At 73.3% G+C, this 24,193-nt stretch carries 23 protein-coding genes; 8 read left to right on the top strand and 15 right to left on the bottom strand.

The genetic code is table 11. From position 1 onward, the window contains the following. Positions 1-103: 103 nt before the first annotated feature. Complete coding sequence (locus AB0K17_RS05360) at positions 104-460, top strand: SH3 domain-containing protein (RefSeq protein WP_365982158.1); 357 nt, start codon at positions 104-106, stop codon at positions 458-460. Between the two features lie 34 nt (positions 461-494). After that, positions 495-1,367, top strand: a complete 873-nt coding sequence (locus tag AB0K17_RS05355; RefSeq protein ID WP_365982157.1) for a helix-turn-helix transcriptional regulator — start codon at positions 495-497, stop codon at positions 1,365-1,367. On the opposite strand, the gene AB0K17_RS05350 is transcribed toward AB0K17_RS05355, so the two are convergent. Together AB0K17_RS05350 and AB0K17_RS05345 are read right to left on the bottom strand one after the other, a co-directional pair. Continuing rightward, positions 1,300-1,668, bottom strand: coding sequence for a nuclear transport factor 2 family protein (locus AB0K17_RS05350; RefSeq protein WP_365982156.1), 369 nt, complete (start codon positions 1,666-1,668; stop codon positions 1,300-1,302). The genes AB0K17_RS05355 and AB0K17_RS05350 overlap by 68 nt on opposite strands. Positions 1,669-1,875: 207 nt before the next feature. Beyond that, positions 1,876-2,238, bottom strand: a complete 363-nt coding sequence (locus AB0K17_RS05345; RefSeq protein ID WP_365982154.1) for a hypothetical protein — start codon at positions 2,236-2,238, stop codon at positions 1,876-1,878. A gap of 190 nt (positions 2,239-2,428) precedes the next feature. Here AB0K17_RS05345 and AB0K17_RS05340 point away from each other — a divergent pair, with 190 nt between their 5' ends. Next, entirely contained in the window at positions 2,429-4,117 is a 1,689-nt protein-coding gene (locus tag AB0K17_RS05340) for a BCCT family transporter (protein WP_365982153.1), read from the top strand. Positions 4,118-4,181: 64 nt separating this feature from the next. Further along, positions 4,182-4,913, top strand: a complete 732-nt coding sequence (locus tag AB0K17_RS05335) for a Sir2 family NAD-dependent protein deacetylase (protein ID WP_365969285.1) — start codon at positions 4,182-4,184, stop codon at positions 4,911-4,913. Positions 4,914-4,920: 7 nt separating this feature from the next. On the opposite strand, the gene AB0K17_RS05330 is transcribed toward AB0K17_RS05335, so the two are convergent. The 3 genes from AB0K17_RS05330 to AB0K17_RS05320 form a co-directional block, all read right to left on the bottom strand. Beyond that, positions 4,921-6,339 (bottom strand): NAD(P)/FAD-dependent oxidoreductase, encoded by a 1,419-nt coding sequence (locus AB0K17_RS05330; protein ID WP_365982152.1) that lies wholly within the window; start codon positions 6,337-6,339, stop codon positions 4,921-4,923. 45 nt (positions 6,340-6,384) lie between these two features. Next, the gene (locus tag AB0K17_RS05325) at positions 6,385-7,212 is read right to left on the bottom strand and encodes an inositol monophosphatase (RefSeq protein ID WP_365982151.1); all 828 of its coding nucleotides are present in this window, start codon (positions 7,210-7,212) and stop codon (positions 6,385-6,387) included. A 103-nt stretch (positions 7,213-7,315) separates the two neighbouring features. Next, the gene (locus AB0K17_RS05320; RefSeq protein WP_365982150.1) at positions 7,316-9,166 is read right to left on the bottom strand and encodes a gamma-glutamyltransferase; all 1,851 of its coding nucleotides are present in this window, start codon (positions 9,164-9,166) and stop codon (positions 7,316-7,318) included. Positions 9,167-9,280: 114 nt separating this feature from the next. Here AB0K17_RS05320 and AB0K17_RS05315 point away from each other — a divergent pair, with 114 nt between their 5' ends. Together AB0K17_RS05315 and AB0K17_RS05310 are read left to right on the top strand one after the other, a co-directional pair. Then, a complete protein-coding gene (locus tag AB0K17_RS05315; protein ID WP_365982149.1) occupies positions 9,281-9,655 on the top strand; it encodes a hypothetical protein in 375 nt (124 codons plus the stop codon). 150 nt (positions 9,656-9,805) lie between these two features. Next, the gene (locus tag AB0K17_RS05310) at positions 9,806-10,861 is read left to right on the top strand and encodes a biotin/lipoate A/B protein ligase family protein (RefSeq protein ID WP_365969290.1); all 1,056 of its coding nucleotides are present in this window, start codon (positions 9,806-9,808) and stop codon (positions 10,859-10,861) included. Positions 10,862-10,920: 59 nt separating this feature from the next. On the opposite strand, the gene AB0K17_RS05305 is transcribed toward AB0K17_RS05310, so the two are convergent. The 7 genes from AB0K17_RS05305 to AB0K17_RS05275 form a co-directional block, all read right to left on the bottom strand. Continuing rightward, the gene (locus AB0K17_RS05305; RefSeq protein ID WP_365982148.1) at positions 10,921-11,919 is read right to left on the bottom strand and encodes a TIGR03842 family LLM class F420-dependent oxidoreductase; all 999 of its coding nucleotides are present in this window, start codon (positions 11,917-11,919) and stop codon (positions 10,921-10,923) included. 14 nt (positions 11,920-11,933) lie between these two features. Then, entirely contained in the window at positions 11,934-13,334 is a 1,401-nt protein-coding gene (gene hydA, locus AB0K17_RS05300; protein WP_365982147.1) for a dihydropyrimidinase, read from the bottom strand. Then, positions 13,331-14,605, bottom strand: coding sequence for an aspartate aminotransferase family protein (locus AB0K17_RS05295; RefSeq protein ID WP_365982238.1), 1,275 nt, complete (start codon positions 14,603-14,605; stop codon positions 13,331-13,333). The genes hydA and AB0K17_RS05295 overlap by 4 nt, the downstream gene beginning before the upstream one ends. A gap of 41 nt (positions 14,606-14,646) precedes the next feature. After that, positions 14,647-15,489: a nitrilase-related carbon-nitrogen hydrolase gene (locus AB0K17_RS05290; RefSeq protein WP_365982146.1), complete on the bottom strand. Its 843-nt coding sequence runs from the start codon at positions 15,487-15,489 to the stop codon at positions 14,647-14,649. A gap of 81 nt (positions 15,490-15,570) precedes the next feature. Continuing rightward, positions 15,571-15,834, bottom strand: coding sequence for a hypothetical protein (locus AB0K17_RS05285; RefSeq protein ID WP_365982145.1), 264 nt, complete (start codon positions 15,832-15,834; stop codon positions 15,571-15,573). Positions 15,835-16,152: 318 nt separating this feature from the next. After that, the gene (gene ggt / locus AB0K17_RS05280; RefSeq protein WP_365982144.1) at positions 16,153-18,006 is read right to left on the bottom strand and encodes a gamma-glutamyltransferase; all 1,854 of its coding nucleotides are present in this window, start codon (positions 18,004-18,006) and stop codon (positions 16,153-16,155) included. 90 nt (positions 18,007-18,096) lie between these two features. Continuing rightward, entirely contained in the window at positions 18,097-18,990 is an 894-nt protein-coding gene (locus AB0K17_RS05275; protein WP_365982143.1) for an SGNH/GDSL hydrolase family protein, read from the bottom strand. A 196-nt stretch (positions 18,991-19,186) separates the two neighbouring features. Here AB0K17_RS05275 and AB0K17_RS05270 point away from each other — a divergent pair, with 196 nt between their 5' ends. Both AB0K17_RS05270 and AB0K17_RS05265 read left to right on the top strand, forming a co-directional pair. Then, positions 19,187-19,642 (top strand): Rrf2 family transcriptional regulator, encoded by a 456-nt coding sequence (locus AB0K17_RS05270; protein WP_365982142.1) that lies wholly within the window; start codon positions 19,187-19,189, stop codon positions 19,640-19,642. A gap of 93 nt (positions 19,643-19,735) precedes the next feature. Then, positions 19,736-20,926, top strand: a complete 1,191-nt coding sequence (locus tag AB0K17_RS05265; protein ID WP_365982141.1) for a globin domain-containing protein — start codon at positions 19,736-19,738, stop codon at positions 20,924-20,926. Positions 20,927-20,949: 23 nt separating this feature from the next. Here AB0K17_RS05265 and AB0K17_RS05260 read toward each other — a convergent pair whose 3' ends face one another. The 3 genes from AB0K17_RS05260 to AB0K17_RS05250 form a co-directional block, all read right to left on the bottom strand. Next, the gene (locus tag AB0K17_RS05260) at positions 20,950-22,527 is read right to left on the bottom strand and encodes a hypothetical protein (protein WP_365969297.1); all 1,578 of its coding nucleotides are present in this window, start codon (positions 22,525-22,527) and stop codon (positions 20,950-20,952) included. A 147-nt stretch (positions 22,528-22,674) separates the two neighbouring features. Then, positions 22,675-23,541, bottom strand: coding sequence for an amino acid ABC transporter permease (locus AB0K17_RS05255; RefSeq protein ID WP_365969298.1), 867 nt, complete (start codon positions 23,539-23,541; stop codon positions 22,675-22,677). Further along, positions 23,538-24,182 carry an amino acid ABC transporter permease gene (locus tag AB0K17_RS05250; RefSeq protein ID WP_344437217.1) on the bottom strand — a complete coding sequence of 215 codons (645 nt, stop codon included), beginning with the start codon at positions 24,180-24,182 and terminating at the stop codon, positions 23,538-23,540. The genes AB0K17_RS05255 and AB0K17_RS05250 overlap by 4 nt, the downstream gene beginning before the upstream one ends. Between the last annotated feature and the right edge of the window lie 11 nt (positions 24,183-24,193).

Below are 24,193 nucleotides of genomic sequence, written 5' to 3'. Positions count from 1 at the left end.
GACAGGGACGTGACAAGATCGCCGCCGGCTGGTCGATCCACGCCTCCTAAGCTGATCACCGCCGTGGCAGACGTCGCGGCGAAGAACCACCCTCGGAGGAACCGTGCGACGCATATCCCTCGCGCTCACCACCGCCGCCGTCATCGGCGCCACGGCCGCCATGGCCGCCCCGGCGCAGGCGGCCGGCCCCGCGGCCGCCCCGCAGGCCGTGCGGGCCGCCTCGGCGTGCCACGAGGACAACGCCATGATCTACACCGACGGCACCCGGCTGCGCACCAAGGCGAGCACCTCGGGCGGGGTCATCGGGCAGCTGTACTTCGGCGACCCGATCCGCATCCTGCGCTCGTCCGGCGGCTGGGACTACGTCCAGCTGAAGGAGAAGAGCAAGGGCGGTCTCGGCAAGGGCACCCGTGGCTGGGTGGCCCACAAGAACATCATCCCGCCCTTCTGCGGTCGCTGATTCGGCCGGGGGGCGTGCGGTTTACGGTCGGGGCATGACGACTGTCCCGTACGCCCCCACCACCCCCACCGTGGGCTCGCTGCTGCGCGAATGGCGCGACCGACGGCGGATCAGCCAGCTGGAGCTCGCGCTGCGCGCCGACTCCTCGGCGCGGCACATCAGTTTCATCGAGACCGGCCGCTCCACGCCGAGCCGGGAGATGGTGCTGCGGCTCGCCGACCGCCTGGAGGTGCCGGTGCGCGAGCGCAACGCGCTGCTGGTGGCGGCCGGTTACGCCCCGCAGTATCCCGAGCGGCCGCTGGACGACCCGGCCCTGGCGGGCGTGCGCGAGGGGCTGGAGCGGCTGCTGCACGGCTACGAGCCGTTCCCGGCCCTGGTCGTGGACGGCACCTACCAGGTGGTCGCCGCCAACAGCGGCATCGCGATGCTGCTGGAGGGCGTGGCGCCGCACCTGCTCGCGTCCCCGCTGAACGCCATGCGCCTGGCCCTGCACCCCGAGGGCCTGGCCCCGCGCATCGTCAACCTGCCCGAGTGGCGGGGCCACTTGCTCCACCAGATGGAGCGTCAGCTCGCCCTGCTGCGTTCGGCAGCGCTGCGTGAGCTGTACGACGAGGTCAGCGCGTACCCCGTACCCGGGCGCGGCGGGGTGCGCACGGGCGCCGGGGAGACGGGCCGGCCCTCGTTCGCGCTGCCGATGGTGATCGAGCACGCGGGCCGGGAGCTGTCGTTCGTCTCGACCATCGCGACGTTCAACACACCGATGGACGTGACCGTCTCCGAGCTGGCACTCGAGGCGTTCCTGCCCGCCGACCCGGGGACGGCCGCGTTCCTGCAGGGCCTCACACAGCCGGCACCCGGTCCAGGAAGCCCAGCACCGTGCGCAGGCGACCATCCTCGGCGAGGGTGACGACGTCCGACCCGGCGACGGGCGCCGACCCGTCGGCCACCGAGACGAGCTCCCAGGAGAAGCGCGCGATGCCGTGGTGCCCGTCGACGTCTCCGGTGAGCCGGAACTCGTGTCCGGGGAACTGCTCGTGGACCCCGGCGATGAGGCCGGCGATCCCCTCGTGTCCGCTGACGTCCGCGAGCGGGTCGATGTAGGCCCCGTCCTCGCTCCACGCGTCGGCGACGGCCTGCTTCAGGGCGACGGGCCCGGCGGCGTTCCAGGCGGCGAAGTAGCGGGCGACGGCGGTCTCGTACTGCGACATGGCGGTGGCTCCCCACGGGTTCGGTGACGGATCTGCCGGCTCCCCCGGACCCGAGTGCGCGGGTCCGGGGAAGCACTGCCCTCACCTTGCCGGGAAACGCCCGTACGGGGCGATTACCGCAGAGGTAATGGCCCCGCCGGCCTCGGAACCAGGCCTCGGAACCGGCCCTCGGAACCGGCCCTCAGGATCCGGCCGCGGAGCCCGTCCTCAGGACGCCGATGCCGCGCGGCGCCTGCCCAGGACGACCGCGACGGCCCTCACCGCGGTGGCGAGCACGATCAGCACCGCAGCCGCGAACGGGAGCCAGGGGGTCTCCTCGCCCCTGGACCAGCCGCCGACCAGACCCGCCCACAGGACGGCCCCGGCGGGCAGCACCATCCAGTGGGAGACGGTACGGGCCCGGCCGGCCGCCCGCTGTCTGCCGTGCGCCCGCAGCACCTCGTCCGCCGCGGACGGCCCGAGCATCAGCAGCAGGGCCGCAACGGTCCACTTGAACCCTTCACCCCGTGCCCAGTCGACGACGACGCTCACGGTCAGGACGGCGACGGAGACGGCGAAAACCCACGCCACGATCCTGCTCCTGCCCGCGGACACGGCCCTCGCCCCGTTCCTGCCACGGCGCAGCACCCTGCGCGCAGCCGTCATTTCCCGGATATCCGTCATGCGAGCAGCATAGGGACACCGATCGATGCGCCCCACGTCAACGGCGGCGGCGTGCCAGGGCGGCCATTCACCCCCATCCCGGGCATAGTGGGGCGCCATGAGCACCCAGAGCCCCGAGGTCACCGGCTCCCGCGCGTCCGAGGACGAGGCCCCCGACCCGCCCCTGGTCGTCATCGGCGGGGCCGCGGTGCTGGCGGTGGTGGGGTGGGCGGCGCTGGGAAAGCACTCGTTCGAGCGGGTGTCGACGGCGGCGCTGGGCTGGGTGCTGTCGAACTTCGCCTGGCTCTTCGTCACCGCGGCCGATGTCTTCCTCGTGCTGTGCCTGGTGATCGCGGTGAGCCGGTTCGGGCGGATCAGGCTCGGAGCGGACGGCGACCAGCCGGAGTTCGGCAATCTGGCCTGGATCGCGATGATGTTCAGCGCGGGCATGGGAATCGGTCTGATGTTCTACGGGGTGGGCGAGCCCCTGCAGCACTTCGTCACCCCTCCCCCGGGCAGTGGCGTCTCGGCCGGTTCGCCCGCGGCCGCCCGGACGGCGCTGGAGTACTCGTTCTTCCACTGGACGCTGCACCCGTGGGCGATCTACGGCATGTCCGGTCTCGCCCTGGCCTACGCCGGCTTCCGCAAGGGCCGCGGCAACCGGCTCAGTTCGGTGTTCGTGCCACTGCTCGGCGAGGAGCGGGCAGCCGGCTGGCCGGGCCGGGTGATCGACCTGCTGGCCGTCCTCGCCACCGTCTTCGGCACGGCGACCAGCCTCGGCCTGGGCGCGCTGCAGGTCGCCAAGGGGCTGAACATCACCACCGGGACGAAGGACTCCACGGCGCTGGAACTGGTCATCATCGCCGTGCTGTCGGCCGCCTTCGTGCTCTCGGCCTTCTCCGGGCTGCACAAGGGCGTCAAGTGGCTGAGCACGCTGAACATCGCGCTGGCCGCGTGCCTGATGGTCTTCGTCTTCCTGCTCGGGCCGACCGTCTTCGTCCTCAACGCCATCCCCTCCGCCACCGGCGGCTACCTCTCCGACCTGGTCACGATGGCCACCCGCACCGGCGCCTTCACCGACCCGGCGTGGCTCGGGGCGTGGACGGTCTTCTACTGGGCCTGGTGGCTGTCCTGGGCGCCCTTCGTGGGCACGTTCATCGCCCGCATCTCCCGGGGCCGCACGATCCGGGAGTTCCTCGTGGGCGTGCTGCTGGTGCCCAGCGGGGCGACGGTGGTGTGGTTCTGCGTGATGGGCGGCAGCGCGCTGCGGCTGGACATGACGGGGACGGCCGACATGGCCGGCACGGTCAAGGAGGGGGCGGAGGCGTCGCTGTTCGCGCTGCTGGACACGCTGCCGCTGGCCACGCTCACCTCCTGGATCGCGATGGCGCTGGTGATGACGTACTTCATCACCAGCGCGGACTCCGCCTCGCTGGTGATGGGCTCGCTGACCAGCCGCGGCGCCCTGCATCCGCGCACCTGGCTGGTGGTGGTGTGGGGGGTGCTGATGGCCGCGGTCGCGGCGGTGCTGCTGGTGGCCGGCGGACTGACGTCGCTGCAGTCGGCGACGATCCTCGTGGCGCTGCCGTTCGTGCTGGTGATGCTGGCCCTGTGCGGGGCACTGCTGTCGGAGCTGCGGGAGGACCCCGGCGCGGGGCCCGCCCGGCACCACGCCCTGCACGGGCTGCGGGACGCGCTGCGCACGATGGTCGGTGACGCCATGACCGGGCAGGGGCCGGTGCGCCACCACCGGCTGCGCCGGGTCGCCGAGAGCGCCCGCGAGCGCGGGGACGAGGGCCCGCGCTGACACCTCGCCGCCCGGCGGCAAAAGTCGGGTGCCCCGGCGGCGCGGCGCCCGTACGCTCGCGGGCATGACCGCAAAGCCCCTCGTGGCGATCCTCAGCGGGGCGGGGATCTCCACCGACTCCGGCATCCCCGACTACCGTGGGCCGAACGGCCTGTGGCGGCGCGACCCGGAGGCCGAGAAGCTCGTCACGTACGCGTACTACATGTCCGACCCGGAGATCCGCCGCCGTTCCTGGCGGATGCGCGGCGACGCCCCCACCCTGACGGCGCGGCCGAACGCCGCGCACGAGGCGGTGGTGCGCCTGGAGCGCTCCGGGGTGCCCGTGCGCGTGATCACCCAGAACGTGGACGGGCTGCACCAGATGGCCGGCATGCCCGAGCGCAAGGTGCTGGAGCTGCACGGCACCGCCCGGGCGGTGGTGTGCACCCGCTGCCACGCGCGCTCGTCGATGGAGGAGGCGCTGGAGCGCGTGGCCGCCGGTGATCCGGATCCGGCCTGTACGCAGTGCGGCGGCATCCTGAAGTCGGCGACGGTGATGTTCGGGGAGCGCCTGGACCCGATGGTGCTCGCCGAGGCGGTGGCCGTGGCCAAGGCGTGCACCGTCCTCGTCGCCGTCGGCACCAGCCTGACCGTGCATCCGGCCGCGGCCCTGGCCGGGGTGGCGGCCGACCACGGGGCACGGCTGATCGTCGTCAACGCCGAGCCGACACCGTACGACGAGCGGGCGGACGAGGTCGTGCGCGAGCCCATCGGCACGGCGCTGCCCGCGCTGCTGGAGCGGCTGGCCGCTGCCTGAGGACGGCTCAGGCCGAGCTCAGCCGCCGCCACACGGCGCGGGCGGCGTGGTGGCCCGACATGCCGTGCACGCCCGGTCCCGGGGGGGTCGCGGAGGAGCAGAGGTAGACCGCCGGGTGGGAAGTGGCGTACGGGACGCGGGCGAGCTTGGGCCGCACGAGCAGCCGCAGCCCGGCCACCGATCCGATGGCGATGTCGCCGCCGACGTAGTTGGCGTTGCGGGCGGCGAGCGACGGGGGGCCGGCGGTCGCGCGGGCCAGCACCACGTCGGTGAAGCCCGGCGCGAAGCGCTCGATCTGGCGCTCGATCACCTCGGTGGCGTCGCCCTCCCAGCCGTTGGGCACATGTCCGTACACCCAGAAGGTGTGCCGGCCCTCGGGGGCCCGGGTGGGGTCGGCGATCGTGGGCTGGGCGGTGATGAGGAAGGGGACGGCGGGGTCGTCCCCCTCGAGGGCTGCGCGCAGGGCCTCGCGGATCTCCCCGTACGTCGGGCCGATGTGCACGGTGCCGGCGCGGCGGGCGGGCTCGGCGGTCCAGGGCACGGGCTCGGACAGCGCGTAGTCGATCTTGAAGACGCTGGGGCCGTAGCGGACGCCCTCGTACGCCCGGCCCAGCCCCGCGATCCGGGCGAGGGCGGTCGGGGAGGTGTCGAAGACGAAGGCGCGGGCGGGCGGCAGGTCGTCGAGGTGCTTGACCTCGAAGCCGGTGTGCACCACGCCGCCGAGCTCGCGCAGGTACGAGGCGAGGGCGTCGGCGATCGACTGGGAGCCGCCGCGCGGCACCGGCCAGCCGCACTCGTGGGCGGCCAGCGCGAACATCAGGGCCATGCCGCCGCTGCCGAAGCCGGTGAGCGGGGCGATGCCGTGGGCGGCCAGGCCGGCGAGCAGGCCGCGGGCCTTCTCGTCGTGGAAGCGGGTCTTCGCCAACAGGGCGGCGGACTGGGCCGCGACCATGCCGAAGCGCGCGTAGGTGACCGGGTCGCGGGGCAGGCCGTCCCACTGGGGACGCAGGAAATCGGCGGCGAGGGTGTCCCAGTGGCCGCGGAAGGGCGCGAGCAGCCTGCGGTAGGCGCCGGCGTCCCGCGGTCCGAACGAGGCAGCGGTCTCACCGATGGAGCGGGAGAGCACGGCGGCCGTGCCGTCGTCGAACGGATGGGCCATCGGCAGGTCGGGGTGGACCCACTCCAGGCCGTGCCGCTCCAGCGGCATGGCGGTGAACGCCGGCGAGCGCACCCCCAGGGGGTGCACGGCCGAGCAGGGGTCGTGCCGGAAGCCCGGCAGGGTCAGCTCCTCGGTGCGGGCGCCGCCGCCGACGGCGTCGGCGGCCTCGAACACCTCGACGGACAGGCCCCGGCGGGCCAGTTCGACCGCGGCGGTCAGCCCGTTGGGACCGGCGCCCACTACGACCGCGTCGAGCATGGTGGCCACTTCGCCGACTCCCCTCGTCGTGCACGGGCCCCGGCTGAGGCCGTGTCAGCCGGCGGACGCCAGCAGCCCCAGGATATGCCGCAGGGTCTCCTCGTCCCGCGCGGCACTGAACGGCAGGGCGTTGCCGCCGGTGATGCGGAACGGCTCGCCCGCCACCGTGCCGCTCGCCCCGCCGGCCTCGGCGACCAGCAGCAGACCCGCGGCGTGATCCCAAGGATTTTCCCAGGAGAAGGCGACCGAATCCAACGACCCCTGGGCGATGTGCAGATACTCCAGGCCCGCCGAACCGCAGGGCCGCGGGGCGACGCCCTCGGTGTGCAGCGTGGCCAGGACGCGCTTCTCCTCGTCGGTGGTGAAGTCGAAGTGCGAGGTGGCCACCCGCAGCGGGCTCCCGGGCTCGGGCGAGCCGCAGCGCAGCGGCACGCCGTCCAGCAGCGCGCCCCCGCCGCGCCGGGCGACGGCGAGCCGGTCGAGCGCGGGCGCGTACGTCCAGGAGGCGAGCAGCTCGCCGCGGTGGGCCAGGCAGACCAGGGTGGCGAAGCCGGGGTCGCCGTGGACGAACTGGCGGGTGCCGTCGACGGGGTCGACGATCCACACCGGCGCCTCGCCGCCGAGAGAGGTCAGCACGGTCGGGTCGGCGTGCACGGCCTCCTCGCCGACCACGACGGAGCCGGGCAGCAGGGCGGTCAGGGCACAGGTCAGCTGCTCCTCGGCGAGCCGGTCGGCGACGGTGACCAGATCGTGCGGACCGTTCTTCTCGATGATCTCGTCGGCCCCCAGCTGCCGGAAGCGGGGCACGATCTCGGTGGCGGCCGCTTTGCGGATGACCTCCTCGACGTCGCTCAGATCACCTGCGAGGAACGTGTCGACCATGTGAACCATACGAACAATCGAACCACGCCCCGCCGACAAGCGGTGACGGCCCAGGGGCCGCACCATGAAGCGCCCGTGAACGCCCGGGCCGGCGGGGCCGCGCTCAGCGCCCGGTGGCGTAGCCCTGCATGCCCCGGGGATTGGCGGCGGCGAAGAGCACGCCCGTCCGCGGATCACGGGCCACCGCGCACAGCCGGCCCTCCGACCAGGGCGCGCCGACGGTCACCCGGTGGCCGCGGGCACGCAGGGCCTCGATCACGGCCCCGCCCAGCCGGGACTCGACGGTGACGGCTCCGGGCCGGGCGGTGCGCGGGTGGAAGGAGCCGGGAAAGGCTTCCTGGTGCCAGTTCGGGGCGTCGATCGCGCCCTGCAGGTCCGGGCCGCCGCGCACCGGCGGGCGCAGCGCGAGGGCGAGGAAGAAGTGCAGCTGCCACTGGTCCTGGCAGTCGCCGCCCGGGGTGCCGAAGGCCAGGACGGGCTCGCCGCCGCGCAGGGCCAGGGAGGGGCTGAGGGTGGTGCGGGGGCGGCGGCCCGGGGTCAGGGAGTTCGGCAGCCCGGCCTCCAGCCAGGTCATCTGCAGCCGGGTGCCCAGCGGGAAGCCGAGCTCGGGGACGACGGGATTGGACTGCAGCCAGCCGCCGCTGGGCGTGGCCGAGATCATGTTGCCCCAGCGGTCGACGACGTCGAGGTGACAGGTGTCGCCGCGGGTGGCGCCGTCCGCGGCGACCACGGGCTCCCCCGCTCCCAGGGCCGGTGCCGCATCGGGGACGGGCCCGTCGCTCACCTCGTGGCGGGCGATGCGCGGGACGCGCCCCCCGGGGCTGCCCGGGCGCAGGGCGTACGAGGCGCGCTCGCCGATCAGCGCGCGACGGCGGGCGTTGTAGTCGCCGGAGAGCAGCGTGGCGAGCGGTACGTCGCCGGTGGCGTCGCCGTACCACGCCTCGCGGTCGGCCATGGCCAGCTTGCTCGCCTCGATCAGCAGGTGGACGTACTCCGGTGTGCCGGGGCGCAATTCTGCGGAGCCGAGTTCGCCGGGGCCGAGTTCGCCGGGGTCCGGCAGCAGGGCGAGCTGCTGGGCCAGGACCGGGCCCTGGGACCAGGGGCCGGCCTTGCACAGGGTCCAGCCGTGCCAGTCGTGGGTGACGGGCTCCTCGAAGGCGGCGCGGTAGCGGGCGAGGTCCTCACCGGCGAGGGTGCCCGCATGCCGCTCGCCGCTGGTGTCCAGGGTGGGGCGGGCGGCGGTGCGCAGCAGGGCCTCGGCGACGAAACCCTCCCGCCAGATGCGGCGGGCCGCCTCGATGCGTGCCTCGCGGCCGCCGCCGGTGGCGGCACCGGCCCGCGCCGCGCCCTCCGCCTCGATGACCAGGCGGCGCCAGGTGGCCGCAAGCCGTGGGTTGCGCAGCAGCTCGCCGGGGCGCGGCGGGCTGCCGCCGGGCAGGTACAGGGCCGCGGAGGCCGCCCACTCCGGCTCGCCGGTCAGCAGCGGCTGCACCGCGCCGACCGCCGCGCCGACCCCCTCGACCGGGGCGTGACCGCGCTCGGCGTAGCCGATGGCGTACTCCAGCACCTCGGCCGGCGACTTGGTGCCGTGGTCGCGCAGCAACAGCATCCAGGCGTCGAACGCGCCGGGCACGGCCGCGGCGAGCGGACCGGTGCCGGGCACGCGATCCAGGCCGAGCGAGGTGTAGTGCGCCGCGCTCGCCCCGGCAGGGGCGGGACCCTGACCGCACAGCACCCGCACGGGCCCACCGGCAGGTGCCAGCACCGCCACCACCTCACCGGCCGGACCGTTGAGGTGCGGCTCGACGACGTGCAGCACGAAAGCGGCCGCCACGGCGGCATCGAAGGCGTTGCCACCGCTCTCCAGCACCGCCATCGCGGACTGCGAGGCCAGCCAGTGGGTGGAGGACACCATGCCGAAGGTGCCCTGCAGCGTCGGACGCGTGGTGAACATGAGTCCACCAAGGCAGAAGGGACGGCCGACGGCAAGACCGCCTCCGGCCGGAGGCGGGTCGCGCCGGCGTCGCTCGGGCAGCTCTGCGAGGGCCCTCGGCGTTATCGTGGCCGCATGGACGAGAAGCGAGCGCTTCACGTCGTGGACGCGCTGCGGCAGCGGGGCACGGATGCCCACCTGGCCCGTGAGGGCGTCTACCGGATCGGTGTGCGCGTGGTCCTGCATGACGGCCGTGAGGCGCTGTGGGACACCGACGACACGGCCGGCCTGGAAGCACAGGTGATGCGGGACGGCGTCCTGGTCGGCTTCGTGCCGTGCATCGAGGGTTCCGAGGACTTCGACGTCGACCGGACCGTCGATGCGATCGTCCGGGCCGACTACGACCAGCCGATCGCCCGCGAGCGGCCCACGGCCCCACCGCCGTCCGACCCGCTGCCCCGGGAGGGCGGCGTCTTCCGCCGCTTCCTCGGCGGGTTCCGCGAACGCTGAGCCATGGACGGGCTGTCAGCCGCGAGTGCGATGATCCGTTCCCCGGGCACTGACAGCACCTCCAGCCGCACCGCCAGGCGTCCTCGGCACGTACGGTGACTGTATCCGCCACTGGGGCCGGCTCAGCGGCATGTTTCTGGAGGGTGCGCAGTGCACGGGGAGTACAAGGTGCCGGGCGGCAAGCTCGTCGTGGTGGACCTGGAGGTCCGCGACGGAGCGCTGCGTGACGTGCGGGTGGCCGGGGACTTCTTCCTGGAGCCGGACGAGGCCCTGCTCGACATCAACCGCGCCCTGGAAGGGGCCGACGCGGACCTGCCCGCGCCTGAGCTGGCCGCCCGGATCGATGCGGCGCTGCCCGAGGGGACGGTGATGTTCGGCTTCTCGTCGGAGGCCGTGGGCGTGGCGGTGCGCCGGGCGCTGGCCAACGCCACCGACTGGCACGACTACGACTGGCAGCTCATCCACGACGGCCCCCAGTCCCCCGCCCTGCACATGGCCCTCGACGAGGTCCTCACCGCGGAGGTCGCCGCGGGACGGCGGCCGCCGACGCTGCGGGTGTGGGAATGGGGCGCGCCGGCCGTCGTCATCGGCAGCTTCCAGTCCCTGCGCAACGAGGTCGACCCCGAGGGCGCGGCCCGGCACGGCATGACGGTGGTGCGCCGCATTTCCGGTGGCGGAGCCATGTTCATCGAACCCGGATCGACCATCACCTACTCGCTGTCCGTGCCCGAGGCCCTCGTGCAGGGCCTGTCCTTCACCGACAGCTACGCATATCTCGACGACTGGGTGCTGGCGGCCCTCGGCGACATGGGCGTCAAGGCCTGGTACCAGCCGCTCAACGACATCGCCACGGACGCCGGGAAGATCGCGGGCGCGGCGCAGAAGCGGATGGTCGCGGGCGGCGGCGCGGTGCTGCACCACGTGACGATGGCCTACGACATCGACGCGGACAAGATGCTCGACGTGCTGCGCATCGGGCGCGAGAAGCTGTCGGACAAGGGCACGAAGAGCGCGAAGAAGCGGGTGGATCCGCTGCGACGGCAGACGGGGCTGTCGCGGGAAGCGGTGATCGAGCGGATGGTGGGGACGTTCCGGGGGCGGTACGGGTTGACCGCGGGGGCGGTGACGGCCGAGGAGATGGCGCGCGCCGAGGAACTGGCGGCGACGAAGTTCGCCACGCAGGAGTGGACGGCGCGCGTGCCGTAGGGGGCCTGCGGCGGGCCCCGGACGGGCCGGCTTCGTCGGGCCGTCCGGCGACCGCAGGCTCACGCCAGCGCCGGCAGCACCCGCTCGCCGTACGCGTCGATCGTCGCCTCCTTCGCATCGTGCATCGCGTACACCGCGAACTGGTCCACCCCCAGCTCCCGTAGCGCGCCCAGGCGTTCGATGTGGGCCTCGGCCGGGCCGAGCAGGCAGAAGCGGTCCACGATCTCGTCCGGAACGAAGTCCGTCGACGGGTTCCCGGCGCGGCCGTGGTGGCTGTAGTCGTAGCCCTGGCGTTGCTTGACGTACGCCGTGAGCGCCTCCGGCACCGCCGCCGAGTGCTCGCCGTAGCGGGCGACGAGGTCGGCGACGTGGTTGCCGACCATGCCGCCGAACCAGCGGCACTGCTCGCGCGCGTGGGCGAGGTCGTCGCCGATGTAGGCGGGGGCGGCGACGCAGATGGTCAGGGAGTTCGGGTCGCGGCCGGCGTCCTCCGCGGCGGTGCGCACCGCCTTGATCATCCACTCGGTCAGGTAGGGGTCGGCGAGCTGGAGGATGAAGCCGTCGGCCTCCCGGCCGGCCAGGGCCAGCGCCTTGGGCCCGTAGGCGGCCATCCAGACGGGGAGCCTGCCGTCGCGCACCCAGGGGATGCGCAGGGTGCTGCCGCCGACGTCGGTCTCCCGCCCCTCGGCGAGGTCGCGGATGATGCGCATGGAGGTGCTGAGCGCGGCGAGGGTGTTGGGCCGGCGGCCGGCGACGCGCATGGCGGAGTCGCCGCGGCCGATGCCGCACACGGTGCGGTTGCCGTACATGTCGTTGAGGGTGGCGAACGTGGAGGCGGTGACCTCCGGGGTGCGGGTGGAGGGGTTGGTCACCATCGGGCCGACGATCAGGCGCTCGGTGTGCTCCAGGATGCGGCTGTGGATGACGAAGGGCTCCTGCCACAGCACGGCCGAGTCGAACGTCCAGCCGTGCGTGAAGCCGGCGCGTTCGGCGCGGCGCATGAGCTCCACGACGGCGGTGGCGGGCGGGTCGGTCTGCAGGACGAGGCCGAAGTCCACGTGCGGTGTGCTCCTTACATGACGTACTGGCAGGTGGTGCGGGGCAGGTAACGCCCGTGTCCGGCGCGGCCGGTGAACGTGCCGCGGTCGAGGACGACCTCGCCGCGGGAGAGGACGGTCTCCACCCGTCCGGTGATCTGTTTGCCCTCGTAGACCGAGTAGTCGACGTTCATGTGGTGCGTGGTGGCGGAGAGCGTCTGGCGGGCGTGCGGGTCGTAGACGACGACGTCGGCGTCGGCCCCGGGGGCGAGGGTGCCCTTGCGGGGGGCGAGGCCGAACATGCGGGCGGGGGCGGCGCAGGCGAGCTCGATCCAGCGGCGGCGTGTGATGCGGCCCTCGACGACGGCCTGGTGGAGGAGGTCCATCCGGTGCTCCACGCCGGGCAGACCGTTGGGGATCTTGGAGAAGTCGCCGCGACCGAGCTCCTTCTGCCCGCTGAAGCAGAACGGGCAGTGGTCGGTGGAGACCACCTGCAGGTCGTCGGTGCGCAGGGCCCGCCACAGCGCGGCCTGGTGCTCCTCGGGCCGCAGCGGGGTGGAGCAGACGTACTTGGCGCCCTCGAAGCCGGGCTCGGCGAGCCGGTCGGAGGAGAGGAACAAGTACTGCGGGCAGGTCTCGCCGAAGACGGGCAGGTCCAGGGCGCGGGCCCGGGCGAGCTCGGCGACGGCCTCCTGGGCCGAGACGTGCACGACGTACAGGGGGCTGCCGGCGACGCGGGCCAGGGCGACGGCCCGGTGGGTGGCCTCGGCCTCCAGCAGGGCCCTGCGCACCTCGCCGTGGTAGCGGGGATCGGTGCGGCCGGCGGCCAGGGCCTGTTCGACGAGGACGTCGATGGCGATGCCGTTCTCGGCGTGCATCATGATCAACCCGCCGTTGGCGGCGGCCCGTTGCATGGCGCGCAGGATCTGCCCGTCGTCGCTGTAGAAGACCCCCGGGTAGGCCATGAACAGCTTGAACGAGGTGCAGCCTTCGGAGACGAGGTGGTCCATCTCCTTGAGGGTGGCCTCGTTGACGTCGGAGAGAATCATGTGGAATGCGTAGTCGATCGCGCACTGCCCCTCGGCCTTGGCGTGCCAGGCGTCGAGCCCCTCGCGCAGGGCCCCGCCGCGCTGCTGCACGGCGAAGTCGACGACGGTGGTGGTGCCGCCCCAGGCGGCGGCGCGGGTGCCGGTGGCGAAGGTGTCGGACGAGGCGGTGCCGCCGAAGGGGAGGTCGAAGTGGGTGTGGGCGTCGACGCCGCCCGGCACGACGTACTTGCCGGTGGCGTCGATGGTGCGCTCGGCCGTCCAACTCCCGGCGCAGGCGCTGCCGTGGGCCGCCAGGGCGGCGATGCGGCCGTCCTCGACGAGGACGTCGGCGCTCGTCTCCTCGGCGGCGGTGATGACGAGCCCGCCGCGGATGAGGGTGCGGGTCATGATCCGGCCTTCCCGTCGAGGTCCTGCTGGGTGCGGCGCAGGGCCTCGCCGAGGGCCGTCGCGCCCTCCTCGGCCTCGGCCACGGTGAGCGTCAGGGGCGGGGCGATGCGCAGGGCGTTGCCCTCGCGCCCGCCCCGGCCGACGAGCAGGCCCAGCTCGCGGGCGTGTTCGAGGGCGAGGGAGGCGGCCTCGGGCGAGGGGGTGCCGTCCGGGCCGGCGAGCTCGATACCGATCATCAGGCCGCGGCCGCGCACCTCCCGGACAACGGGCAGGCCGGCGGTCAGGGCGTGCAGCCGCTCGATCAGCAGGCCGCCGACGCGGCGGGCGTTGCCCTGCAGGTCGTGCTCCAGCAGGTAGGTGAGGTTGGCGAGGCCGGCCGCCATGGTGACGGGGCTGCCGCCGAAGGTGGAGATGGAGTTGGCGCCCAGGCAGTTCATGACCTCGGCGCGGGCGACGACGCCGCCGACGGACATGCCGTTGCCGATGCCCTTGGCGAAGGTGAGCAGGTCGGGCGGGCCGCTCGCGCCATGGGCCTGCCAGCCCCAGAAGTGGTCGCCGGTGCGGCCCCAGCCGGTCTGCACCTCGTCGCTGATCCACAGGATGCCCCGCTCGGCCAGCACCTCGCGGAAGGCGGCGTAGAGCCCGTCGGGCGGGGCGGTGAACCCGCCGACGCCCTGCACCGGTTCGGCGACGAGCGCGGCGACGGTGCCGTGCGCCTGCCCGAGGACGTCCTGAAGGTCCGCGACGCAGGCGTCGATGAACCCGGCGTCGTCGAGGTGGGCGTAGGGGCCGCGGCTGCGCACGCCGCCGTGGACGTAGAGCGTCTGCAGCGGCGAGAGGCTGGTGGGCGACCAGGCGCTGTTGCCGGTGATGGCGACGGTGGAGAAGGATCGGCCGTGGTAGCCGTTGCGCATGGCCAGGATCTGGTTGGAGCGCCGGTACGTGGTGGCCAGGAGCAGGGCGGCGTCGTTCGCCTCGGTACCGGAGGTGGTGAAGAAGACCCGGGCGTCGGGGATGCCGGACAGGGCGGCGATGCGCTCGGCCAGCTCGACCATGTGCCGGTCGAGGTAGAGGGTGGAGGTGTGCAGGATGCGCCCGGCCTGTTCGGCGACGGCCTTGGTGACCTCGGGCAGGGCGTGGGCGGTCATGGTGGTCAAAATGCCGCCGAAGAAGTCCAGGTAGCGCCGGCCGTGGGCGTCCCAGACGTGGCGGCCCTCGCCGTGGGTGATCTCGAGCGGCTCGCGGTAGTACAGGGCGAGCCACTGCGGCATGACGGCCCGGTGCCGGTCGTGGAGCGAGGCAACGGAGGTCGTCACGGCTGCACCAGCCCTTCGTAGGCGTCGGGCCGGCGGTCCTGGTAGAAGGCCCACTGCCGGCGGACCTCGTCGATCAGGCCGAGGTCGAGGTCGCGCACGACGAGCTCCTCCTTGCTGTCGCCGGCCACCTCGCCGACGAACTGCCCGCGCGGGTCGACGAAGTAGGAGGTGCCGTAGAAGTCGTTGTCCCCGTACTCCTCGCGGCCGACGCGGTTGATGGCGGCGACGAAGTACTCGTTGGCGACGGCCGCGGCCGGCTGCTCCAGTCGCCACAGGTGGGCGGACAGGCCGCGCGAGGTGGCCGAGGGGTTGTAGACCAGCTGGGCACCGGCGAGGCCGAGGGCCCGCCAGCCCTCGGGGAAGTGGCGGTCGTAGCAGATGTAGACCCCGATGCGGCCGACGGCCGTGTCGAAGACGGGCCAGCCGAGGTTGCCGGGCCTGAAGTAGTACTTCTCCCAGAACCCCTTGAGCTGGGGGATGTGGTGCTTGCGGTACTTGCCGAGGTAGCTGCCGTCGGCGTCGATGACGGCCGCGGTGTTGTAGAACACGTGCGGCTGCTCGACCTCGAAGACCGGCACGACGATCACCATGCCGGTCTCGCGGGCGAGGTCCTGCATCCGGCGGACGGTGGGCCCGTCGGGCACCGGCTCGGCCCAGCGGAAGTGCTCGCTCTCCTGTACCTGGCAGAAGTAGGGCGCGTTGAACACTTCCTGGAAGCCGATCACCTTGGCGCCCTGCGCCGCGGCGGCACGGGCGTGCTCCTCATGCTTGGCGATCATGGACTCGGTGTCGCCGGTCCAGGTCGCCTGAACCAGTGCTGCGCGGAGAACGTCGGTCACAAGCAGCTCCTCAGCCGGGGCGTCAGCCGGACGGACACACGGCAAGCGAAGATCCGCGTGTGCAAGCGACCGTAGGACCCGTCACAGCGCGTGGCAAGACCGTCGCAGAACCTGTGGAAAACCGTCGCTGCCGGCCCGCCAGCCGGTGAGGGCCACGTATCCCACCATCGCCCCGGCCGCCAGGACGTGGAGCACGAACGCCACCAGTGCGCCGCGGTGATGGAACCGCTCGGCCACGGCCGGGTCGCCGCCGTGCACCGTCCACCGCCCGGAGAGCACCGTTCCGCTGAGGTAGGCCCCGAGGGAGCAGCGCACGAGACCCGAGCGCACGGCATGCGCGCGCACGGCACTCGAGCCCGCAGCACCCGGTCGCAGGGCAAGGGGACGCACGGTGCCTGCACGGCGCGAGGCCGCGTGTGCGGTGGGGGCACCGACCGCGAGCCCTGTCACGCCTACGGCCAGCAGGGCCAGTACGGCCGATGTGATCGCCACGGCCGCCGGCGCCCTGCCCGGGCGCCCGGGGCCCGTCCGGCGGGTCGGTCCGGGTGGGACGGCAGCCCTATGCCTGTCGTCTCTCCCGGACCTGAGCGGAGGAACCGGTACCGTCGGTCGGTTCGCCCGTGTGGGGGATGGACCTCACGCGCCGGCCGGTCAGTCGGCCGGTCAGTCGGCCGGTCGCACCACCATCGCCGAGCCGCCCCCGCGGCGGGTGCGCTCGGCCGCGGCGAGCCAGCGGCCGTCCGGCAGCCGCTGGATACCGGTGGCGGCGCCGATCTCCGGATTCTCCTTGAACACGTGGCCCTTGGCCTCCAGCCGGCCGCGCAGCGGGCTGTTCCACAGTCCCGGCTCCAGCTCGGTGGCCGCCGCATTGCGCTGGCTGGCGCGCGGCGCGGCGATGGCGTCGACGAGCGGCATGCCGCGGTCGACGTGGTTCAGCAGGGTCTGCAGCACGGTGGTGATGATCGTGGCGCCGCCCGGTGAGCCGAGGGCGAAGGCCGGCCTGCCGTCGTCCAGGACGATCGTGGGTGCCATCGACGAGCGGGGCCGCTTGCCGGGCCCGGGCAGGTTGGGGTCGTGGGTGCCGGGGCTGACGGGGGTGAAGGAGAAGTCCGTCAACTCGTTGTTGAGGAGGAAGCCGCGCCCGGGCACGGTGATGCCGCTGCCGCCGGTCTGCTCCAGGGTGAGGGTGTAGGAGACGACGTTGCCCCACTTGTCGGCCGTCGTCAGGTGGGTGGTGTTCTCCCCTTCGTACGGCGTGGGCGCGGCCGTGCCGTACGCGTCGCAGCCCGTGCCCGGCCGGCGGGGGTCGCCGGGGGCGAGCGGGCTGGTGAGCACGGCGTCGTCGCGGATGAGGCAGGCGCGCGCGTCTGCGAACCGCTGGGAGGTCAGGCCCCGCACGGGGACGTCCTCGAAGGCGGGGTCGCCGACCCACCGGTTGCGGTCGGCGAAGGCGATCCGGCTGGCTTCGAGGTAGCGGTGCAGGTAGGTGGCCTGGTCGACGTCCTGGAGGTCGTCGTTCTCCAGGATGTTCAGCGCCTCGGCGACGGTGGTGCCGCCGGAGGAGGAGGGCGGCATGCCGTAGACGTCCAGGCCGCGGTAGGAGGCCCGGGTGGGGCTGCGCCGTTCGACGGCGTAGGAGCGCAGGTCCTTCTCCGTCAGGTCGCCGGGGCGGGCGACGCGCCCGGAGCCGGGGGCGACGGGGGGTTTGCGCACGGTGCGGACGAGGTCGCGGCCGATGGCGCCCTCGTAGAGCGCGTCCACGCCGTGCTGCTGCAGCTCCTGGTAGGTGCGGGCGAGGTCGGGGTTGCGCAGGGTCGAGCCGACGGCCGGGGGCCGGCCGCCGGGCAGGAAGATCCGGGCCGTGTCGGGGAAGTCCTTGAAGCGGTCCTGGTTGTCGGCGGTCTGCCGGGCGAAGGTGGCGTCGACGGTGAAGCCGTCGTGGGCCAGGCGCCGGGCGGGTTCGAGGAGCTGGGCGAGCGGGCGGCTGCCCCAGCTGCGCAGGGCGGCCTGCCAGGTGGCGGGCGTGCCGGGGGTGCCGACGCTCAGGCCGCTGGTGACCGCGTCGGCGAAGGGCAGGGGTCGGCCGTTCTCCAGGAACAGCCGGTCGGTGGCGCTCAGCGGCGCGCGCTCCCGGCCGTCGATGGTGGCGACCTTGTGGGTGCGGGCGTCGTAGTGGACGAAGTAGCCGCCCCCGCCGATGCCGGCCGAGTAGGGCTCGGTCACCCCGAGGGCGGCGGCGGTGGCCACGGCCGCGTCGACGGCGTTGCCGCCCTTGCGCAGCACGTCGATGCCGGCGGCGGAGGCGTCGGGGTCCACGCTGGCCACCGCGCCGCCGTAGCCGACGGCGACGGAGGCCTTGGCGGGCGTACGCACGGGCGCGGGTGCGGTGCCCGCGGCGGCGGGTACGGCCGCGCCGGCGATCAGTGCGACGGTCGCGACCAGGACCGGCAGTCTGCGGCGCCGGACGGGGGGTCGGGGCCGGCGGGCGGCCGGTCTTGCGAGGGCCGGATCTGCCATCTCTGCCTCCGTTTCGTCGGCATCAACCCCGATGGGGCGGACGGGCCCCGGAGCCTACCGGCACGGCCCGTCCGCCGACAGGTCATCGGCTCAGTGGCCGCGCAGCTCCTTCAGCACCGCGCCGGCCATGGCCTGTTCACCCTTGGCGTTGGGGTGGAAGGGGGCGGCGGGGCTCTCGGGGTTGGCGCCCTCGATCCAACGGTCCGCGGCCGGGGTGCACACGTCGTGGCCGACGGTGGGGCCGTAGGTGTCGGCGTAGTGGACGTGCGCCGCGCGGGCCTGCTCCTGGAGCATGGCGTTCAGGCGCTGCTCGGTGTCGCGCAGGTAGGTGGCGTCGCCGGCGGCGATGGGCACGGCCGGGAAGCAGGACGTGCCGCTGTCGGGCATGATCGACGGGTAGCCGACCAGGACGACGTCGGCGTAGGGGGCGCGCTGGTGCACGGCCTGCAGCACGCGGGCGATCTTGGGGGCGGCGTCGTTGATGCGCTGCGCGAGCTGGTCGCCGCCGTCGGGCGCGGTGTACTGCTTCTTGCAGGGCGCTCCGGCGGGGTCGCTCGCCGACAGCTGGGCGCAGGTGCCGATGATCGTGCCGAAGCCGATGTCGTTGCCGCCGATGCCCACGGTGACCAGGCGGGTCCGCTTGCCGAGGGCGTCGAGCTGGGGGGCGTTCTCCCCCTGGGTGCGCCACATGTCGTCGGTCGTCGCGCCGCTGCAGCTGACGTCCTTGAAGGCGGAGACCTTCAGGGCGGCGGCCGTCAGGGAGGGGTAGTTGACGCTGGAGCGGGCGCAGTCGCCGCCGCTCTGCTGGGGGATGCCGGGACCGGAGGTGTAGGAGTCGCCGAGGGCGACGTAGCGCGCGCCACTGGCGTACCCGGTCGCGTCGGCCGCCGTCGCGGGGCCGGTCGCCACCGCCGTCAGGGCCGTTGCCGCACCGAGTGCCGCCAGTACTCTCCCGTTTCGCGCACTGCGTTCGCGCTGTGCCACAAATTGCTCCAAAGGTGAGGGAATCGTGCATGGTTGATGATCGAACCGATCATGCGAGGGTTCAGACTCCCCGCCGGGTTACCGCCTGTCAATCCGGCTACCGATCAGTACGGGGTGGATACCCCACTTCCAGGAGCCCCGTCCCCAGCACCCCCTTAATGCGACTCCGAAATGCCAATTAGCTAGAATCGTGAGCGTGCGACTGACCAAGAGCACCGACATCGCCCTGCGCATCGCCATGCGCCTGGCCGTGGCCCGCGACGACGAGGCGCCGACCACCCGTGAGGTGGCGGCCGCGATCGACGTGCCGTACACCCACGCGGCCAAGGTCGTCAGCCGGCTGCAGCACCTGGGCGTCGTCGAGGCCCGCCGGGGCCGCGGCGGCGGCCTGACCCTGACCACGGCCGGGCGCCTGGGCTCGGTGGGGCGGCTGGTACGGGAACTGGAGGGCACCGGCGACGTCGTCGGCTGCGAGGACGAGCCCCCGTGCCCGCTGCGCGGGGCATGCCGGCTGCGCGGCGCCCTGCGGGCGGCACAGGAGGCGTTCTTCGCGGCCCTCGACCCGATCACGGTCGAGGAACTGACGGGCCCGCCGACCGGACCGGTCCTGCTGACCCTGGGCACGGGCCCCGCCCGCGAGAACACCTCCTGACACACCTTTCGAAACACCCTCTCCCGGGCGGGAGTTGCACGCACCCTTAAATACGACTCTTGAATACCACTTCACGGCGTCAAAGGAGCCTCCATGCTGTCCCCGAAGTCGGCCGGCACCGTCCGTGCCACGCTGCCCGCGGTCGCGGGCGCCCTCGGCGAGATCACCTCACGCTTCTACACCGGCCTGTTCACCGCGCACCCCGAGCTGCAGCGCGACCTGTTCAACCGGGGCAACCAGGCCGTAGGCAGTCAGCAGCAGGCCCTCGCCGGAGCCGTGGCCGGCTTCGCCACCGCGCTCCTGGAGCACCCCGACGAGCGTCCCGACGCGCTGCTCTCGCGCATCGCGCACAAGCACGCGTCGCTGGGCATCACCGCCGAGCAGTACAAGGTCGTCCACCACCACCTCTTCGCCGCCGTCGTCGAGGTCCTGGGCGAGGCCGTCACCGAGGAGGTCGCGGCCGCCTGGGACGAGGTGTACTGGCTGATGGCACACGCCCTCATCGCGCTGGAGACCCGGCTGTACGAGGAGGCCGGACGGGCCGCCGGCGACGTGTGGCTGCCCTGCCGGGTCGTCGCCCGGCACACCGGGACGGCCGACGTGACCACCTTCGTCGTGCGCCCCCTCGACGGCCGCCCGGTGCCCGCGCCCCGGCCGGGGCAGTACGTCTCCGTCCGCGTCACCCTTCCCGACGGGGCGCGGCAGATACGTCAGTACAGCATCTCCGGCTTCCCGGAGGACGCCCTGCAGTTCTCCGTCAAGCGCGTGGCCGGCGAGGTGGCCGGCGAGGTCTCCGGCCACCTGCACGCGGCCGTCGAGGTGGGCGACGAGCTGGTGGTGAGCGTCCCCTTCGGCGACGTGACCCTGGCCGACGACGACTCCCCCGTCCTGCTGGCATCGGCCGGCATCGGCTGCACGCCCATGATCGGCATGCTCGACCACCTGGCCGCCACCGGTGCGCAGAGCCGCGTCGTCGTCGTGCACGCCGACCGCAGCGAGTCCACGCACGCCTTCCGCTCCGAGCTGGAGCAGCTCGTCGGCAAGCTGCCCGACGCCGAGGCCCACGTCTGGTACGAGCACCCGCAGGGCCCGCACCCCGCCGACCGCACGGGCCTGGCCGACCTCTCCCGCATCACCGTTCCCGCGGGCACCACGGCCTACCTGTGCGGCCCGCTGCCCTTCCTGCGCAGCGCCCGGACGCAGCTGCTGGCGGCGGGCGTGCCCGCGTCCGCCGTCCACTACGAGGTCTTCGGCCCCGACCTGTGGCAGGGCGCCGAGGACTGAGCGGGCCGCGGGCGAGGGCGCGCTCAGCCGCCGAGCGCGCTGCGCACGGCGGCCTCGGCGGCGCTCACGCCGAGCCGCGCCGCCATGTCCAGCGCCCACGCCCCCGCCGCGCGCAGGTGCCGGCGCACCGCGCTCTCGTCCTGGGAGCGGGCGCCCTCGGCGGCGGCGCGCACGGCGCGTACCGCGGCGCGCTGGGTCTCGTCGGTGGCCGCCCCGCCCATGGTGACCGCGAGGTCCTCCAGCTCCTCGGCGAGGTGCCGGAAGTCGCCCGGGCGCAGCCCGGTGAACTGCTGGAACCGCTCGGCCCGCGCGCCGTCCCCCGCCGCGCCCACATTGGCGCCGGGGAAGTTGTAGGTGGAGTAGTGGTGCTCCTGGTTCTCGCTCATGTCGAGGCTCCCTCCCGTGCCGCCGCGGCCGCCCTGCCCTCCGTACCCTCCGTGCGAGTGGACCTCCACCCGCCCCTGGGCGCGCAGCTGGGCGGTCAGGCGCTCGATCTCCTGCCACAGTTCGCGCTCGCGCTGGTAGCGCCGCCGGCTGGTCTCCAGCAGCATCTCGATGTTGGACATCTCGAACGGCAGCGAGGCACGCCCGGTCACCGACAGCCGTGCGCTGAGATCGGCGCAGGCGGACCACGCCTGTTCGGCGCGCGTCAGGTGCTCGCGGCAGCGCTGCCAGTCGCGCCGCTCGCGGGCGACGTCGGCGCGCACCCAGCCCTGCCAGCCCCGCAGGTTGGACAGCTCCATGAGCATCACCCGCCGCTGAAGCGGGGCGCAGCCCTGGGCGATGACGAGGTTCATCCACTCCTCGTACAGGCCGACCGCCTCGCAGATGCACTCCTCGGCGCGGTCGGGGTGGCCGGAGCGCACATGGTCGAAGAAGCTGGCCAGCTGAAACATCATGTCGGCGTACGCCAGCTGGGCCTCCACCTCCCAGGCCACCTGGCCGGCGGGGGTGCCCGGACCGGGCGGGCCGCCTCCGACGTCCGGGACGTCGTCGGCGAGCTCCCGCCTGATCTCCTGGTAGGTGGCGCGCACCTGGCGGAAGATCTCGCGCGCCTGCTGGTAGGCGCCGGCGCCCATGGCGAGCACGCCCTGGCAGAAGCCGGCGTCGGTGCCGGACAGCAGGGCCTTGAGCTCGCCGAGTTCGCCGCGGGCCTCCGACTCCTCGGCCAGCTGGCCGAACTGCTCCTGGGCCTGCTCGTACAGGTCGACGGCGCCGCGCAGGTCGCCGGACAGGCGGCGCTGCATGGCCTGGGCCAGCAGGGCCTCGCCCTGGGCGTACACGGCCAGGTCGGCGGCCTCGGCGCGCCAGGCGATGAGGTCCGTGCGGTAGTCCGGGGCGACGCGCTCGGGGCGGGCGAGCTCGCGGTCGGCGCGGGCGAGGAGGGTCTCGTTCAGGCGGACGACCTCGGCGAAGCGCTCGGCGGCGCCGTCGGGGTCGAGCTCCTGGAGGAACTGCTGGGCCTGGGTGAGGTAGAGCTCGTCGAGCTCGTCGGCCACCGCGGCGTACTCGCCGAAGGCGTCGTGCCCCAGCCGGTCGGCCAGCTCGAACTGTTTGACGAAGGCTTCGAGTTGCAGGTGATCGGTCCATGGCGTGGTCATGGCTCCCCCGTCGGCGGGAGGCGGCCCCACCGCGGTTCCGCATCCTGCCTACGGTCATCGTAGGCCCGGGGCAAGGTGGAATACCGGGCGTTTTCTCGAAGATATGACGAGCGCGTCCGCACCGCGCCCGAGTCGGCCCGCCGCGCCCTACGGATGCGCCCCCGCGCCGGGCATGAGGGTGCCCGGTTCGGCCGGGGCCACCTCCACCGCCTCTGTCTTGACGCTGCGCCGCTGGCGTGCGGCCACCCAGGTGGCCAGGCGCGAGAGCAGCATGCACATCCCGATGTAGATCGGCGAGATGATCATCACCACGGGGATGAAGGGCAGGTCGTAGTCGAGGTTCCCGGCGATCAGCTTGCCGGCATGGAGGAACTCCTCGTAGGTGATGAGGAAGCCCAGGGAGGTGTCCTTCAGGGCGACCACGAGCTGGCTGATGATGGTCGGCAGCATCGCGCGCAGCGCCTGGGGCACCAGGACGTAGGCCATCACCTGCGTCTTGCGCATGCCCAGCGAGTACGCCGCCTCGCGCTGCCCGCGGTCGACGGCGCCCACTCCGGTGCGGAAGACCTCGGCGAGGACCGAGCCGTTGTAGAGGGTCAGCCCGGCAACCAGGGCGGGCAGCGGCTGGACCTTGAGGGCCACGAAGATGAAGAAGATCATCACCAGCAGCGGCATCGCCCGGAAGAACTCGACCACGACGGTGGCGGCCCAGCGCAGCACCCGGTGCTCCGACAGCCGCCCGCAGGCCAGCAGTCCGCCGAGGGCGAGGGAGAGCACGGCGGCGAAGCCGAACGCCCGCAGGGTGTTGGCCAGGCCCTCCAGGAGCATCTCCTGGATGCCCTTGTACGTGAACGGCTCCCACTTCGCGGCCGTGAACTGCCCGGTGTCGAACAGCAGGTACACCACCCAGGCGAGCAGCAGGACGATGGCGGCCGAGGCCAGGGTGCCGTAGAGGCGGTGGCGGCGCCGGGCGTGCGGGCCGGGGACGTCGTACAGGGTGGTGGAGGCGGTCATCGGGGCACTCCCCAGCGCTTCTCCAGCACGTTGAACAGCGCGCTGATGGTGAGGGTGACGATCAGGTAGCCGACGGCGATCCAGACGAACGACCACACGACGCTGTAGCCGAGCTCACTGAGGGGTTTGTACGTGCCGAGCAGCTCGGTGACGCTGAACGCCCCGGCGATGGCGGAGTTCTTCGCGAGCGCGATGAGCGTCGAGCCGATCGGCGGGATGACGGTGCGGAAGGCCTGGGGCAGGACGACCAGGGCGAGGGTCTGGCCGAAGGTCATGCCCAGGCTGCGGGCGGCCTCGCCCTGCCCGGTGGGCACGGTGTTGATGCCCGAGCGCAGCACCTCGCAGATGAAGGCCGAGGTGTAGCAGCCCAGGGCGAGGACGGCGAAGAGCTGAAAGGGCAGGACGAGTCCGAAGCGCGGCAGCCCCAGCATGACGGCGAAGAACAGCAGCGTGAGCGGGGTGTTGCGCAGGACGGCCACCCAGGCGGTCCCGAAGGCGCGCAGGGGCGCGACGGGGGCGACGCGGAAGGAGGCCATGACGCAGCCCAGGGCGAGCGCGAGCAGCGAGGCGTAGACGGTCAGTTCGACGGTGCCCAGCAGGCCGCGGCCGTAGAGGGCGAGGTTGTCGGTGAGGACGTTCAACGGTGCTCCCC

Source organism: Streptomyces sp. NPDC049585, from assembly GCF_040675615.1.
Taxonomy (GTDB): Bacteria; Actinomycetota; Actinomycetes; order Streptomycetales; family Streptomycetaceae; genus Streptomyces; species Streptomyces luteosporeus.
The sequence above is the reverse complement of the archived record's forward strand: the minus strand, read 5'-3'. Positions and strand labels throughout refer to the sequence as shown.